Source organism: Stenotrophomonas sp. Sm2128 (assembly GCF_030985535.1).
Classification (GTDB): domain Bacteria; phylum Pseudomonadota; class Gammaproteobacteria; order Xanthomonadales; family Xanthomonadaceae; genus Stenotrophomonas; species Stenotrophomonas maltophilia.
The window spans coordinates 1-13,899 of sequence record NZ_JAPTFQ010000103.1 but is presented as its reverse complement, the minus strand read 5'-3'; the positions used below and the strand labels follow the sequence as shown (position 1 = coordinate 13,899).

General features: G+C 67.3%; 14 protein-coding genes. 5 read left to right on the top strand and 9 right to left on the bottom strand.

Annotated elements, in window-relative coordinates:
* The first annotated feature begins 247 nt into the window (after nt 1-247).
* The gene (locus O0K41_RS20565) at nt 248-1,387 is read left to right on the top strand and encodes a hypothetical protein (RefSeq protein ID WP_049395603.1); all 1,140 of its coding nucleotides are present in this window, start codon (nt 248-250) and stop codon (nt 1,385-1,387) included.
* Between the two features lie 81 nt (nt 1,388-1,468).
* Here O0K41_RS20565 and O0K41_RS20560 read toward each other — a convergent pair whose 3' ends face one another.
* Entirely contained in the window at nt 1,469-1,963 is a 495-nt protein-coding gene (locus O0K41_RS20560) for a MarR family winged helix-turn-helix transcriptional regulator (RefSeq protein ID WP_043034279.1), read from the bottom strand.
* A gap of 129 nt (nt 1,964-2,092) precedes the next feature.
* Between O0K41_RS20560 and hppD the strand changes: the two genes are divergently transcribed.
* Together hppD and hmgA are read left to right on the top strand one after the other, a co-directional pair.
* A complete protein-coding gene (gene hppD / locus O0K41_RS20555) occupies nt 2,093-3,205 on the top strand; it encodes a 4-hydroxyphenylpyruvate dioxygenase (RefSeq protein WP_005411340.1) in 1,113 nt (370 codons plus the stop codon).
* A gap of 85 nt (nt 3,206-3,290) precedes the next feature.
* Entirely contained in the window at nt 3,291-4,589 is a 1,299-nt protein-coding gene (gene hmgA / locus O0K41_RS20550) for a homogentisate 1,2-dioxygenase (protein ID WP_049451144.1), read from the top strand.
* A gap of 84 nt (nt 4,590-4,673) precedes the next feature.
* Here the strand turns inward: hmgA and O0K41_RS20545 are convergent, their stop codons facing one another.
* Nucleotides 4,674-5,210 carry a hypothetical protein gene (locus O0K41_RS20545; RefSeq protein ID WP_005411338.1) on the bottom strand — a complete coding sequence of 179 codons (537 nt, stop codon included), beginning with the start codon at nt 5,208-5,210 and terminating at the stop codon, nt 4,674-4,676.
* Between the two features lie 125 nt (nt 5,211-5,335).
* Between O0K41_RS20545 and O0K41_RS20540 the strand changes: the two genes are divergently transcribed.
* Nucleotides 5,336-5,992: a hypothetical protein gene (locus O0K41_RS20540; RefSeq protein WP_108270563.1), complete on the top strand. Its 657-nt coding sequence runs from the start codon at nt 5,336-5,338 to the stop codon at nt 5,990-5,992.
* 73 nt (nt 5,993-6,065) lie between these two features.
* Nucleotides 6,066-7,025, top strand: a complete 960-nt coding sequence (locus O0K41_RS20535) for a sodium:calcium antiporter (RefSeq protein ID WP_108270562.1) — start codon at nt 6,066-6,068, stop codon at nt 7,023-7,025.
* A gap of 74 nt (nt 7,026-7,099) precedes the next feature.
* On the opposite strand, the gene O0K41_RS20530 is transcribed toward O0K41_RS20535, so the two are convergent.
* The 7 genes from O0K41_RS20530 to O0K41_RS20500 all read right to left on the bottom strand — a co-directional run bounded on the left by O0K41_RS20530 (nt 7,100) and on the right by O0K41_RS20500 (nt 13,841).
* Complete coding sequence (locus O0K41_RS20530; protein WP_012481450.1) at nt 7,100-7,489, bottom strand: Na+/H+ antiporter subunit G; 390 nt, start codon at nt 7,487-7,489, stop codon at nt 7,100-7,102.
* Nucleotides 7,486-7,770, bottom strand: coding sequence for a K+/H+ antiporter subunit F (locus O0K41_RS20525; RefSeq protein WP_005411334.1), 285 nt, complete (start codon nt 7,768-7,770; stop codon nt 7,486-7,488). Before O0K41_RS20525 ends, O0K41_RS20530 begins: the two co-directional genes overlap by 4 nt.
* The gene (locus O0K41_RS20520; protein WP_005411333.1) at nt 7,767-8,273 is read right to left on the bottom strand and encodes a Na+/H+ antiporter subunit E; all 507 of its coding nucleotides are present in this window, start codon (nt 8,271-8,273) and stop codon (nt 7,767-7,769) included. The genes O0K41_RS20525 and O0K41_RS20520 overlap by 4 nt, the downstream gene beginning before the upstream one ends.
* The gene (locus O0K41_RS20515; RefSeq protein WP_108270560.1) at nt 8,270-9,805 is read right to left on the bottom strand and encodes a monovalent cation/H+ antiporter subunit D; all 1,536 of its coding nucleotides are present in this window, start codon (nt 9,803-9,805) and stop codon (nt 8,270-8,272) included. Before O0K41_RS20515 ends, O0K41_RS20520 begins: the two co-directional genes overlap by 4 nt.
* Entirely contained in the window at nt 9,802-10,194 is a 393-nt protein-coding gene (locus tag O0K41_RS20510) for a Na+/H+ antiporter subunit C (protein WP_088436232.1), read from the bottom strand. Before O0K41_RS20510 ends, O0K41_RS20515 begins: the two co-directional genes overlap by 4 nt.
* Nucleotides 10,194-13,022 carry a monovalent cation/H+ antiporter subunit A gene (locus tag O0K41_RS20505; protein WP_059035644.1) on the bottom strand — a complete coding sequence of 943 codons (2,829 nt, stop codon included), beginning with the start codon at nt 13,020-13,022 and terminating at the stop codon, nt 10,194-10,196. Before O0K41_RS20505 ends, O0K41_RS20510 begins: the two co-directional genes overlap by 1 nt.
* A 333-nt stretch (nt 13,023-13,355) precedes the next feature.
* On the bottom strand, nt 13,356-13,841 hold the full coding sequence (locus O0K41_RS20500) for an Mpo1-like protein (protein WP_005411329.1): 486 nt from the start codon (nt 13,839-13,841) through the stop codon (nt 13,356-13,358).
* Nucleotides 13,842-13,899: the final 58 nt, after the last annotated feature.

Sequence of the window (13,899 nt, the reverse complement as noted above, 5' to 3'; positions counted from 1 at the left end):
GCCGGCCTGGGGGGGGGGTGGGTGGGTGCCGACCGCTGACCGCCATCCCCGGTGTGTGCCGACCGTTGACCGCCATCCCCGGTGGGTGCCGACCGTTGGTCGGCACAGAAGTGCATCCACGCATCACGTGGATCTACTGTGGTTGCGGTCACATTCCCGGAATCGGCATCTCAATATCGCAACGCGCTCGCCGTTACCGGCAAGGACCTCAGTCGACATCCCGTCGATGCAACCTTCCGGAACGCCCATGCACAGCGACCACGCCGAACGACTGCCCGAACCCGCCAGTGAGTTGGCCGAGGGTGGAGCAGGCGAGGGCGTAACCCTGCCGCCGCAGGAGGCGCTGCTGGATGACACCGGAACCGGCGAGGCCACCGTCGACCTGGCGCCGCCGCGCCATCGCCTGCCGCAGATCGCGCTGCCCGACAACGTGGTGCTGAAGGGGGCGGTGCAGAAGCTGGTCGAGCAGAAGTCCCGGCTTGATGCGCTGGCCGCCGACGGTCAGCTGGCCGGGCTGCTGCCACCGGAGTGGCAGGGGCACGGCGTGCGTGCGATCGAGCTGTCCACCTTCATCCAGGGCGTGCTGCCGTTCCTGCAACCCGGCGAACGTGGCGAAACCGCGCCCGCGCGCCTGCCGGTGCGCCATGTGCTGGGAGACGACAGCCGCTGGGGCCTGGAGGATGTCGCCGAACCGAAATCGCTGGCCTGGTACCTGGCCAGTGACGAACGCGCCACCGCTGGCAGCAAGGACGTGGCCGAGGCCTATCTGGTGGGTGCGCTGGGACTGGCGTGGATGCAGGAAGGGCGCAGCCGCCCCGGCTTCCTGCGCGCGATGGGGCAGGACAGCCTGGCCGCGCGGGTGACCATGCTCGGCTACCCGCCGGCCAACGAACTGGCGCTGTACAGCGTCACCGCGCATGGGCAGCAACAGATCTGGTGCGTGCATGGCCGCCGTCGCATGCGCCCGCTGGTGGCGCCTTGGCTGAGCGTGCCGGTGCTGACCGCGTATGGCGTGCCGGCGCCGGTCGCGTGGCCGTCCAGTTTCCCGCCGGTGGAGGCCGTGGCCGAGCTGCTGGCGACCGCACGGCAGGGGCGCGCGCTGCCGGAAGTGGACCTGGCCAAGGCGGTGGCGAAGATCGCCGAGGACGCTGCCTCGGAAGCCTGGCAACCGGTCAGCCTGCTGCAGCTCAATACCTGGTCACCGCGTTGGCATTTCTTCCTGGGCACCTTCGTCGGCCTGCCGTCGCTGCTGCTCGTGGCGGCGGCGCTGGCGCTGCCGGGGGCGGTCGAAGCAGCCACGGTTGCGGCTTCCCTCGGCTTCGCCGGTGGTGCCATCGCGGCGCTCGCGGTGCCGTGGATCCATGCACGGCGCAAGCATCTGAGCTGAAAAAAGGGGACGGAGGGGATTAAGCCGCAATCAGCACAGATGTGCCCAAAACGACTTAATCCCCTCCGTCCCCTTTTTCTTTCAGACTCCTTCGCCCATCCGCTCCAGGCCTTCGCCGGCCAGGCGCAGGATCAGCTTCTCCAGCACCTGCTCTTCCTCTTCGCTCAGCACCGACATCAGCTTGCGGGTGATTTCGATCACCATCGGCGCGATGGTCTCGTACACCTCGAAGCCGGCTGCCGACAGCGCCAGCACCGAGCGGCGGCGGTCGTCGCCGTGGGTTTCGCGCTTGATGAAGCCGCGCTCCAGCAGGCGGGCCACGGCACGGCTGACCGCCACCTTGTCCATCGCCGTGCGGTCGGAGACCTCGCTGGCCGAGGAGCCCGGGTACAGCGCCAGGATGGTGATCACCCGCCATTCGGGAATCGCCAGACCGTAACGATCGCCGTATAGCTTGGCGATGTTGCCGCTGACCCGGTTGGACAGCACGCTCAGCCGGTACGGCAGGAACTGTTCCAGGTCGAGCAGGACGTGCGAGGAACGCAGGCGGGTCGAAACGGGATCGGCGGGGCTCATGTTGCGGTGCACCTTGCTGGTGGTTTCAAGTGTAACTATAAGGGGTAGGTCCAGACCCTGCATTCTCGCCGGGTCCCTACCTGCCCGCACCTGGTTTGTACCGATGCGGTACCGATTCGGAGCCACGCCATGAATACCGCAGTCCCGACCGCCTCGCATCCCAACCCCGGCATGCAGGTCACCACCTTCGAGAACCCGATGGGCATCGACGGCTTCGAGTTCGTCGAATTCGCCGCCCCGGCCGGCCGTGGCCAGGAGCTGCACGAGTACTTCCGGAAGATGGGCTTCAGCGCGGTGCTCAAGCACAAGCAGCGTCCGATTACCGTCTATCGCCAGGGCGACGTCAACTTCCTGGTCAACGAGGACCCCGATTCGTTCGCCGCCGACTTCGCCGAGAAGCACGGTCCGTGCGCCTGCGGCTTCGCCATCCGCTTCAAGAAGCCGGGCCAGGAGGTCTACCAGACCGCGCTGGGCAACGGCGCCGAAGCCATCGCCTTCAAGCCGGACAGCAAGGCGGTCAGCGCGCCAGTCATCAAGGGCATCGGCGACTGCATGCTGTACCTGGTCGATCGCTACGGCAGCGCCGGCAGCATCTACGACGGCGACTACGAGCCGATCGCCGGTGCCGACCTGCACCCGGTAGGCTTCGGCCTGACCTTCATCGACCACCTGACCCACAACCTGTATTTCGGCAACATGCAGCAGTGGTCGGACTACTACGAGCGCCTGTTCAACTTCCGCGAGATCCGCTACTTCGACATCAAGGGCCTGAAGACCGGCCTGGTGTCCAAGGCGATGACCGCGCCGGATGGCATCGTGCGCATCCCGCTGAACGAATCGTCCGACCCGAAGAGCCAGATCAACGAGTACCTGGACGCGTACAAGGGCGAGGGCATCCAGCACATCGCCTGCTTCACCGAGAACATCTACGAGACCGTCGAAGCGATGCGCGCGCAGGGCGTGGACTTCCTCGATACGCCGGAGACCTACTTCGACGTGATCGACCAGCGCGTGCCGAACCACGGTGAAGACGTGCCGCGCCTGGCGAAGAACAAGATCCTGATCGATGCCGATCCGGAAACCCACCAGCGCAAGCTGCTGCAGATCTTCACCCAGAACTGCATCGGCCCGATCTTCTTCGAGATCATCCAGCGCAAGGGCAACGAAGGCTTCGGCGAAGGCAACTTCACCGCACTGTTCGAGAGCATCGAGCGCGACCAGATCCGCCGCGGCGTGCTGTAAGGTCTGCAGGCAATGTCGGCGTCCCGCCGGCATTGCCTGTCCGAATGGTCGTGCCGGCCGCTGGCCGGCAATCTCTGGAGTTCCCATGTCCCCCGCCATCACCGCCCGCGGCTACCAGTCCGGCTTCGGCAACGAATTCGCCACCGAGGCCGTTGCCGGCGCGCTGCCGGTCGGGCAGAACTCACCGCAGAAGGTGGCCCACGGCCTGTACGCCGAACAGTTGACCGGGACCGCCTTCACCGCGCCGCGTGGCAGCAACCGCCGCAGCTGGCTGTACCGGATCCGCCCGGCGGTGACCCATGGCGAGTTCACCCCGTTCGCGCAGTCGCAGCTGCAGTGTGATTTCGGCACTCAGCCGGCCTCGCCAAACCAGCTGCGCTGGAGCCCACTGCCGCTGCCGGAGCTGCCGACCGATTTTGTCGAAGGCCTGTACACGATGGGTGGCAACGGCTCGCCCGATGCGCATGCCGGCGTGGGCATCCACCTATACGCTGCCAACCGCGACATGGTCGGCCGCTACTTCTACGACGCCGACGGCGAGCTGCTGATCGTGCCGCAGCTGGGCGCGCTGCGCCTGCTGACCGAGCTGGGCGTGATCGAGATCGAGCCGCAGCAGATCGCGGTGATCCCGCGCGGCGTGCGTTTCCGCGTTGAACTGCCCGATGGCCCGAGCCGCGGCTATATCTGCGAGAACTACGGTGCGCTGCTGAAGCTGCCCGACCTCGGCCCGATCGGATCCAACGGCCTGGCCAATCCGCGCGACTTCGAGACCCCGCATGCGGCGTTCGAGGATGTGGATGGCGATTTCGAGCTGATCGCCAAGTTCGAGGGCCGCCTGTGGCGTGCACCGATCGACCATTCGCCGCTGGACGTGGTGGCCTGGCACGGCAACTACGCGCCGTACCGTTACGACCTGCGTCGCTTCAACACCATCGGTTCGATCAGCTACGACCACCCGGATCCGTCGATCTTCCTGGTGCTGCATTCGCCCAGCGACACCCCGGGCACCAGCAACATGGACTTTGCGATCTTCCCGCCGCGCTGGCTGGTGGCGCAGAACACGTTCCGTCCGCCGTGGTTCCACCGCAACATCGCCAGCGAGTTCATGGGCCTGGTGCATGGCGCCTACGATGCCAAGGCCGAAGGCTTCGTCCCGGGTGGCGCCTCGCTGCACAACTGCATGAGTGGTCACGGCCCGGACGCGCCGACCTTCGACAAGGCGTCCAATGCCGATCTGTCCAAGGCCGATGTGATCAAGGACACGATGGCCTTCATGTTCGAGACCCGCGCAGTGATCCGCCCGACCGCACAGGCGCTGGCCGCTGGCCACCGCCAGGGCGATTACCAGCAGTGCTGGAACGGCCTGCGCAACAACTTCCGCTGACCCTAGAAAGGGGACGGAGGGGATTAAGCCGCAATCAGCACACGTGTGCCTGAAACGACTTAATTCCCTCCGTCCCCTTCTTCTTCAGGCGACCTCGGCGAACGCGTCGCAATGCTCCAATGGCAACGCCTCCAGCAGGCGCTGCCGTACGCGCTGGCAATAGCCATCCGAAGTGAGCGTGGGCAGCAGCTGCATTGCCGACTGCAGTCGCTGCAGCACCTCGTCCTCCGCACGCGCCTGCTGCAGGTCGCGGAACAGCGCCGCCGCCTGTGGATGCCGCTGCATTTCCAGGATGCCCAGCACGTAGATGCGTGCTGCCACCAGTGAGCGCCGGCGTTCGACCGCGGGTGCAGCAGGTGTGGCTGCCGGCGGCGTGGGCACCGGCGCCACCGCGGCTGCGGTCGACGGTGCTGGGGTCGTGGCGCCTGTGCCGGTGCTCAGGTACCCCGCCTGTACCAGCTGGATGACCATCGCCGGTGCTTCCTGGCCGAGCAGACCGGTCAGGTCGGCGACGGTACGCTGGCCGTCGCACAGGATCAGCAGCCGGCGCTGGCGCATGTCCAGCGGCGCGCGGTGGGCCTGCAGCGCGGTTCGGGCGAGATCGGTCTTGCGCGGTTGCATGGAAGGGACGGCCAGGTCGGTGCTCGCCGAGCCTGAACGAAGGCGATGAAACCGCGATGACAATGCAGCGCCTGCACACCGGATGGGCTAGCGTGCAGCCATCCTTGTGCCAGGGAACCGCACCGATGAAGCACCTTCCGCTTGCTGGTCTGTTGCTCCTTTCGCTCACCGCCTGCAGTGCTGGCCCCGACAAGCAGGGGGCGGCCGGCAGCGGCAGCGACACTCCGGCGGAAACCGCCTCGGCGACCGGACCCGCGCAGTCGACGGATCCCGACCTGGCCGCCCGTCCAGCCAATGACCGTCGCGAGGACAGTCCCGCGCGCCTGGATGGCTTCGCTGGGGCGAAGCTGGGTGCCGGCATCGCCGAGGTCCGTGCCGGCTTCGGCACGCCGCTGCAGGGTCTGGGCACCGATGCGGCCGGCGAGCCGCTGCCGGCTGACGACAGCAACGACGGCTGCTACTTCCTGCGCCCGCAGGATGCCGAAGATCCGCGCCTGATGATCGAGGGCCGCAAGCTGGTGCGCTACGACGTGCGCAGCGCCGCCATCACCGCACCGGGCGGTGGCAAGGTCGGCATGACCCTGGGTGAGCTGCAGGTGCTGTATCCCGAGCGCGCGGACGTCGGCCCCGACAAGTATGACGAGAAGGCCCAGCACCTGCGCGTGCGCCCGGCGCAGGAGGGCGGGGCGGTGATCGACTTCGCACTCGGTGCCGATGGCCGGGTGGGTGCCTGGCGCGTCGGACAGACCCCGCAGGTCGATTATGCGGAAGGCTGTGGCTGATCCTTGATCCACGGCCCAGCCGCGCGTACGGGCCAGGCGTAGAATCGCGCCACGACCGCTGGGGGAGTGCTCGATGATCGCCATTGCCATTGCCTGGTTCCTGCTCGGCCTGCTGCTGCTGGCGTTGGGCGGGGACTCCATCGTCAAGGCCGTGTCCGGCCTGGCCCAGCGTTTCGGCGCCAGCCCCTTCACTGCCGGGCTGTTGCTGCTCGGGGTGACCACCTCGTTGCCGGAACTGGCAGTCAACGCGCGCGCCCTGGCGGTGGGCCAACCGGAGCTGGCACTGGGCAACGCGGTGGGCAGCAGCATCGTCAACCTGGGCGTGACCCTGGCGGTGGCGGCCATGGCTGCGCCCCTGCTGCTGCGCGCGCGCCTGCAGACGGTGCTGTGGTGGTCGCTGCTGGCGGCGGGTGTGCTGCTGATCCTGTTCGGGCTTGATGGCGGCCTGGCACGTTGGGAAGGCGGCATACTGCTGGCCGGTTTCATCGTGGTGCAGGTGCTGCTGCTGCGCCGTGGTCGCAGCGAGAGCGCCGAGGTGCAGGTGGCCATCGCCGAGTCCGCACTGAGCCGCACCAGCCTGCCGTTGAACGTGCTGCGCGTGCTGATTGCCGCGTTGGCGCTGTACTGGGGCGCGCGCCTGGTGGTGGGCGCCGCCGCCGACTTCGGCGCCGCCCTGGGTTGGACCCCACTGCTGGTCGGTCTGCTGCCGGTGGCGATCGGTACCGCACTGCCGGAGGTGGCCACCGCCATCGCCGCCGCGCGTCGCGGGCATGGCGACATGGTGCTGGGCCACGTGCTGGGTTCCAGCGTGGTCAACCTGCTGCTGGTGATCGGTGCGATGGCCGTGCTGCAGCCGCTGGCGCTGCCGGCCTCGTTCGTGCGCCTGGAACTGCCGGCGCTGCTGGCGTTCGCGCTGGTGCTGTACCCGATGCTGCGTGGCGACCTGAAGATCAGTCGTGGTGAAGGCGGGATCCTGCTGGTCGCGTTTGTCGGCTGGTTCGTGCTGGAGCTGCTGCTGGTCGGCGCGGCATGAGGTAGTGCCGGCCGCTGGCCGGCAACCTCACTGCCTCTGACGGAACCCTTGCCACTGCCGGCCAGCGGCCGGCACTACCGGTTCTGCGTGGTTTCTTCTTCCCGCACCGGCTCCGGCGGCGGCAGCTGCTCCTCGGCGGCACGTTCGTTGCCGGGCAGGGTGGGGCGGGTCTCCATCAGCAGCGACAGCGCGGCCTTGGCCATCATGTGCGCGCTGATCGGTGCGGTGATGAACAGGAACACGGTGATCAGCAGCTCGCGCGGCTGCGGGTCCTGGCCGAGGAAGATGTGGTAGCAGACCGAGCACACCAGCACGCAGCCCACGCCCAGCGTGCTGGCCTTGGTCGGCGCGTGCAGGCGCTTGAAGAAGGTCGACAGCTTCACCAGGCCCAGTGCGCCGACCAGGATGAAGAAGCAGCCGAACAGCAGCAGGATCGACAGGCCGATCTGGATCGCGGTGATCATTCGACGATGTCCCGGCGCAGCACGAACTTGCTCAGCACCACGGTGCTGCCGAAGCCGAGCATGGCGATGATCAGCGCCGCCTCGAAGTAGATCGGCGAATTGAGATACATGCCGAATAGCATCAGCTCGGCGATCGCGGTCACCGACAGGGTGTCCAGCGCAAGGATGCGGTCGGGCACGGTCGGCCCGCGCAGCAGGCGCCAGGTAGCCAGCAGCATGGCCAGGCCGACCACGTGCATGCACACCACTAGGGTGGTCTGGATGACTTCAAAACCGGTCATGGGAAGATCTCCATCAACGGCGCCTCGTAACGGCGCTTGATCGTATCGATCAGGTCCTGTGGGTCCTCCAGGTGCAGCACGTGCACCAGCAGGAACTTGCGGTCGTCGCTGAGCGCGGCCGAGACCGTGCCCGGGGTCAGGGTGATCATGCTGGTCAGCGCGGCGATGCCGTGGATGTTGGCGATGTCCAGCGGCAGCCAGATGAAACCCGGGTGGATGTTCTTTTCCGGGCCCAGCACCTGCAGGGCGACGCGGATGTTGGACATCAGGATGTCCCACAGGGTCACGCACACCAGCCTGGGCAGTGGCCGCAGGGTGCCGATACGGGCGAACTCGCGGTCCAGGCGCGCGGCGAACAGCGGCACCACCACGCCCAGCAGCAGCCCCAGCACGATCTGGCCGAGGGTGAAGCTGTCGGACATCAGCAGCCAGAACGCCACCACCATGATGCTGAGCATCGGCGAGGGAATCAGGCGACGGAACAGGGAGCGCTGGGCGGTCATGGCTGGCGGATCTCCGGCGTGGTCGCACGCAGTTGCTGCACGTACTCGCTGGGTTGCAGCAGCTGTGCGGCGGTGGCGTCGGTGTAGCGCATCAACGGTGCCGCGGCCACGGTCATGCCGATGCCGTAGGCCAGCAGCAGGCAGGCGGCGTAGAGTTCTACCCGGCGCAGGGGAGCCTTGCGCGGCTTCGGTGCATCGGGATCGACCGGCGGCACGCGCCAGAACAGGCGGATGCCGCCGCGGGTCAGGCCCATGATCACCAGCAGGCTGCTGACCAGCACGGCGGTCCAGACCGGGCCGGTGTACTGCGCCGGCATGCCGGCCAGCAGCGCGGCCTTGGCCAGGAAGCCGGACAGAGGCGGCAGGCCGGCCACCGACACTGCCCCGATCAGGAACAGCACCGCCGGCGTTTCCTTGCCCGGCATCGGCGCCACCACCTCCTTGCGGTCGCTGGCGCCACCACGGCGGCGGCGGATCAGGTCGGCAACCAGGAACAGCGCAGCGGCCACGAAGCTGCTGTGCGGCAGGTAGTACAGGCCGGCCGACAGCACCTGCGGCGTGCCCACCGAGAAGGCGATGAACAGCGTGGCTGCCGACACGATGACCAGGTAGGAAATCAGTACGCGCAGGCGGGTCGCGGCCAGGGCGCCGAGCCCGCCCAGCACCAGCGTTGCCACGCCGGCCCACAGCAGCCAGTCGCGGCCATAGCCGGCCATCGCGCCCGCGTCATCGCCGAACCACAGCATCTGGATGCGCAGCACCGAATACAGGCCGACCTTGGTCATGATCGCGAACAGCGCCGCCACTGCGGCCGGCGCGCGCGAATAGGCTTCCGGCAGCCACAGGTACAGCGGCATCAGCGCGGCCTTGGCGCAGAACACCAGCAGCAACAGGCCCATCGTGGCCTTCACCAGGGTCAGCTGCGTCGCCGGCACCGCAGCAATGCGCTGCGACAGCTCGGCCATGTTCAGCGAACCCAGCGTGGCGTACAGCAGGCCCAGCGCGATCAGGAACAGGGTCGAGGCGGTGACGTTGAACACCACGTAGTGCAGGCCGATGCGCATGCGCAGGCCGCGGCCACCGCTGAGCAGCAGGCCGTAGGAGGCGATCAGCATCACCTCGAAGAACACGAACAGGTTGAAGATGTCGCCGGTCAGGAACGCGCCGTTGAGGCCGACCAGCTGGAACTGGAACAGTGCATGGAAGTGCGGTGCGCGGCGGTCCCAACCCGAGCAGGCGTGCAGCAGGCAGGGAATGGCCAGCAGCAGGGTGGTCAGCAGCATCCATGCCGACAGCCGGTCGGCCACCAGCGCGATGCCCAGCCGCGACGGCCAGTCACCCAGCAGGTAGACGTTGATGTCACCGCCCGCGGTCGACGCGAACAGCAGGCCCACCGCAAGCGCCAGCGCCGACAGTGCAGTCCAGGCCACCGCGCGCTGCACCCTGGGGCCGTAGCGGCGGTGTTCGACGAACAGCGACAGCGCGGCGCCGAGCAGCGGAATCAGGATCGGCAGGATCACCAGATGGTTCATGCGCGATCCTCGTCCTGGCGCGCCGATGCGCTCTCATCCTGCAGGTCGTCGTCGGGCTCGTGGGCGTCCACATGGTCGCTGTGGTTGTCGCTGCGGCTACGCATGGCCAGCACGATGCTCACTGCGGTCATCGCGAAGGCGATCACGATCGCGGTCAGCACCAGTGCCTGCGGCAGCGGGTCGGTGTAGTTGCCCAGGTGGCTGTCCACGCCCTCCTGCAGCACCGGCGCCTTGCCCAGCACCACGCGGCCACCGGCGAAGATCAGCAGGTTGGTGGCGTAGGACAGGAAGGTCATGCCGAGGATCACGTCGAAGCTGCGCGCACGCAGCAGCAGGTAGATGCCGATGGCGGTCAGCACGCCGATCGCGGTAGCCAGGGCCAGTTCCATCAGTGCATCTCCCCGGTGCGGGCCGAACGGCGTTGCAGGTCGATCTCACCCTTGCGGGCAGCGCGGGTACGCGACGGCTTGATCGTGCCCATCATCGACAGCATCAGCATGGCGCCGCCGAACACCACCAGATACACGCCGATGTCAAAACCGATCGCGCTGGCCAGCGGCACGTCGCCGATCAATGGCAGATGCAGGTCGAGGTGGCCACTGGTCAGGAACGGCACGCCGAACAGCATCGAGGCGCTGCCGCTGAGCAGGGCGATCAGCAGGCCCATGCCGATGCAGCGGATGTAGTCGAAGCCGAAGCGCGATTCCACCGACGCGGTGCCCTGGATCACGTACTGGATCAGCAGCGGCACCGCCAGCACCAGGCCGGCGATGAAGCCGCCGCCCGGTGCGTTGTGGCCGCGCAGGAACAGGAAGATCGACACGGTCAGCGTCAGCGGGAACATGATCTGCGCCAGGTCGGCCGGCACCGGCAGCTTGATCGGCGGGCCGGGCATGATCTGTTCCGGTGCCATCCGCGTGCGCCGCAGCAGTGCGTGCACCACCAGCGCGGCGATGCCGAACACGGTGATCTCGCCGAAGGTATCGAAGCCGCGGAAGTCGACCAGGATCACATTGACCACGTTCTGGCCGTAGGCCTCGGGCAACGCACGGGCGAGCAGTTCGCCGGCCATGGTGTTCGGCGGCAGGGTCATCGCCGAATAGGCCAGCGCACCCAGCCCGGCGCCGGCGATGATCGCGATCACCGCATCGCGGCGCTTGCGCCAGCGCGGACGTTCCGGCCCGGACTGCGCGGGCAGGTAGTTCATGCCCAGCAGCATCAGCACCAGGGTCACCATCTCCACGAGCAGCTGGGTCAGGGCCAGGTCGGGTGCGGATAGGAACACGAAGGTCAGCGCCACCATCAGGCCGACGCCGCCGACCAGCAGCACCGCCAGCAGGCGCTGCTTGTAGATGCGCAGGGTGGCCACCGCGCAGGCCATCATCACCAGCCACAGCGCCCAGCCCAGCAGCGGCATCGGCTGTGGCGCGGTCCAGTTTGGCGACGCCGGATTTGCCACGAATGGCGCGGCGGCAACTGCGATCGCCACCAGCACCAGGCCCAGCAGCATGCGCTGCAGGCTGCCGTTGGCGATGCCGTTGGTCAGGCGCATGGCCAGTGCGGACACGGCATCCAGCTGTGCATGGAACACATTGCGGCCAGTGCTGACGTTGGTCACGGCATGCAGGTTGATCAGCTTGCGCAGGCCGAAGTACAGCGCCACGCCGCCGATCACGCCGATCGCGCTCATTGCCAGCGGCAGGTTGAAGCCGTGCCATACCGCCAGACTGTACTCGGGCATGGCGCTGCCGAGGATCGACGCCGCAGCGGCATGCAGCACCGGTGCCACGGTCAGTGCCGGGGCGATGCCAACTGCCACGCAGATCACCACCAGCAGTTCCACCGGTACCTTCATCCAGCGCGGCGGCTCATGCGGCACGCGATCCAGGTCGTGCGGGCCGGGGCCAAAGAAGGTGTCGTGCACGAAGCGCAGGCTGTAGGCCACCCCGAATACGCCAGCCAGCAATGCGGCGATCGACACCGCCGTGCGCATGATTCCCGGGCCTCCGGCCGTGATCGCCTCGGCAAACAGCATTTCCTTGGACAGGAAGCCGTTGAGCAGCGGGATGCCGGCCATCGCCAGCGAGGCGATGATCGCCAGCGCGCTGGTGAACGGCATCAGCCTGCGCAGGCCGCCCAGCTTGCGCATGTCGCGGGTGCCGGTCTCATGGTCGATGATGCCAGCGGCCATGAACAGCGAGGCCTTGAAGGTGGCGTGGTTGAGGATGTGGAACACACCGGCCACCACCGCCATCGGCGTGGACAGGCCGAACAGCAGGGTGATCAGGCCCAGATGGGAAATGGTCGAATAAGCCAGCAGGCCTTTCAGATCGTGCTGGAAGATCGCGTTCCAGGCGCCGATCAACAGGGTGATCGCACCGATGCCGCTGACCGTGTAGAAGAACAGGTCGCTGCCGGCCAGCGCTGGATGCAGGCGCGCCAGCAGGAACACACCGGCCTTCACCATGGTGGCCGAGTGCAGGTAGGCAGAGACCGGAGTGGGCGCGGCCATCGCGTGCGGCAGCCAGAAATGGAACGGGAACTGCGCGCTCTTGGTGAAGATGCCCGCCAGCACCAGGAACAGCGCGTACGGGTACAGCGCGCTGGCGCGGATCTGCTCGCCGGCGGCCAGCACCACGTCCAGGTCGAAGCTGCCGACGATGCGCCCGATCAGCAGTACGCCACCGAGCAGCGCAAGGCCGCCGCCGCCAGTGATCACCAGCGCCATCCGCGCGCCCTCGCGGGCGTCCTGGCGGTGCGACCAGAAACCGATCAGCAGGAACGAGCTGATGCTGGTCATTTCCCAGAAGATCATCAGCAACAGCAGGTTGCCCGACAGCACCATGCCCAGCATGGCGCCCATGAACAGCAGCAGGTAGCAGTAGAAGCGGTGCGCGTTGTCCTGCTGGCTCAGGTAGTAGCGCGCGTACAGCACCACCAGCGCGCCGATGCCCAGCACCAGCCCGGCGAACATCCACGCCAGCCCGTCCAGGCGCAGGGTGAAGTCCAGGCCGATCTGCGGCAGCCAAGGGACCATCGTCCGCACCACCTGGCCGTCGAGTACGGACGGGGTCAGCCAGCCGAGGATGGCCAGTCCGCCCAACGGCGCCAGCGCCGCCAGCCAGGCAGCAGTCGAGCGCGAACTACGGGGGAAGGCCGCAACAGCCGCTGCCATCAGGAACGGCAGGGCCAGCAGCAGGGGCAGGCTGGGGAGCATGCAGGGAATCCATGATTCACGAGCAGGTCAGGGAGGATAACAGGCTGCGAAATGTCGCTGAAACCCATCGAACAGCGATCAATTGCATGTAACGTCCGCTGATTCATATTTTCTGCGACGCAACATCGCGTTCCTGCAGTCCCTCCCCGGTTGCCCTCGGGGGACGCCCTACGCCCACGCAGGGAGACCGCAGGCCCTGTCGCACAGGGGCTGCCGTCGACGGGCGGGAAGTGGGGAGCGGATCACCGGCGCAGGCTGGCAGGGCCGTCGTGGAGTGCGGGTGATGGAATCTGCCCGTTCAGGAAACGAGGGGCGCCGTCGGCCCTGGGCAGGTCAGTAGCGCCAGTCGAGCTTGCGGTAGAACTTGGCCATCACCCAGGCCGGGCCGATCAGCAGGTAGGTCAGGTCGGTCAGGAAGCTGGGCTTGCGGCCCTCGAACTTGTGGCCGATGAACTGCGCGATCCAGGCCACCACGAACACGCCCACCGCCAGCCAGAACAGGTTGTGCAGGCCGATTTCGGCCTCCAGCAGGCGGCACAGGCAGCCGAACACGAAGAACTGGATGAGCATGCCAATGCCCAGCGGGCGCGACAGTTTGTTGTAGAAGCACCAGGCGCTGAACATCGCGAACGCCGACCAGATGCCATACTGGAACCAGGTGATCAGCGGCGGCAGGCACCACAGCAGGGCCACCACCGACCACAGGATCGCCGGGACCGCCACCACGTGGATGCGCTGGTTGATCACATTGCGGTGGTCGTCGGAGTAGCTGGCGAAATAGCGGTCGATCGGCCGCGCAAGCTCGGTGGATGTCTGCATGCTGCGTTGCTTCCTCGGACAACGGTAGTGCCTCGGCATACTTGGCGCGGGTGCGCTC

What these genes read in the sequence shown, in the direction of transcription:
- O0K41_RS20560 (WP_043034279.1), bottom strand. Translation starts at nt 1,963, where the DNA reads ATGAGCCCCGCCGATCCCGTTTCGACCCGCCTGCGTTCCTCGCACGTC.
- O0K41_RS20535 (WP_108270562.1), top strand. Translation starts at nt 6,066, where the DNA reads ATGATCGCCATTGCCATTGCCTGGTTCCTGCTCGGCCTGCTGCTGCTG.
- O0K41_RS20530 (WP_012481450.1), bottom strand. Translation starts at nt 7,489, where the DNA reads ATGATCACCGCGATCCAGATCGGCCTGTCGATCCTGCTGCTGTTCGGC.
- hppD (WP_005411340.1), top strand. Translation starts at nt 2,093, where the DNA reads ATGAATACCGCAGTCCCGACCGCCTCGCATCCCAACCCCGGCATGCAG.
- O0K41_RS20525 (WP_005411334.1), bottom strand. Translation starts at nt 7,770, where the DNA reads ATGACCGGTTTTGAAGTCATCCAGACCACCCTAGTGGTGTGCATGCAC.
- hmgA (WP_049451144.1), top strand. Translation starts at nt 3,291, where the DNA reads ATGTCCCCCGCCATCACCGCCCGCGGCTACCAGTCCGGCTTCGGCAAC.
- O0K41_RS20540 (WP_108270563.1), top strand. Translation starts at nt 5,336, where the DNA reads ATGAAGCACCTTCCGCTTGCTGGTCTGTTGCTCCTTTCGCTCACCGCC.
- O0K41_RS20545 (WP_005411338.1), bottom strand. Translation starts at nt 5,210, where the DNA reads ATGCAACCGCGCAAGACCGATCTCGCCCGAACCGCGCTGCAGGCCCAC.
- O0K41_RS20510 (WP_088436232.1), bottom strand. Translation starts at nt 10,194, where the DNA reads ATGGAACTGGCCCTGGCTACCGCGATCGGCGTGCTGACCGCCATCGGC.
- O0K41_RS20500 (WP_005411329.1), bottom strand. Translation starts at nt 13,841, where the DNA reads ATGCAGACATCCACCGAGCTTGCGCGGCCGATCGACCGCTATTTCGCC.
- O0K41_RS20515 (WP_108270560.1), bottom strand. Translation starts at nt 9,805, where the DNA reads ATGAACCATCTGGTGATCCTGCCGATCCTGATTCCGCTGCTCGGCGCC.
- O0K41_RS20520 (WP_005411333.1), bottom strand. Translation starts at nt 8,273, where the DNA reads ATGACCGCCCAGCGCTCCCTGTTCCGTCGCCTGATTCCCTCGCCGATG.
- O0K41_RS20565 (WP_049395603.1), top strand. Translation starts at nt 248, where the DNA reads ATGCACAGCGACCACGCCGAACGACTGCCCGAACCCGCCAGTGAGTTG.
- O0K41_RS20505 (WP_059035644.1), bottom strand. Translation starts at nt 13,022, where the DNA reads ATGCTCCCCAGCCTGCCCCTGCTGCTGGCCCTGCCGTTCCTGATGGCA.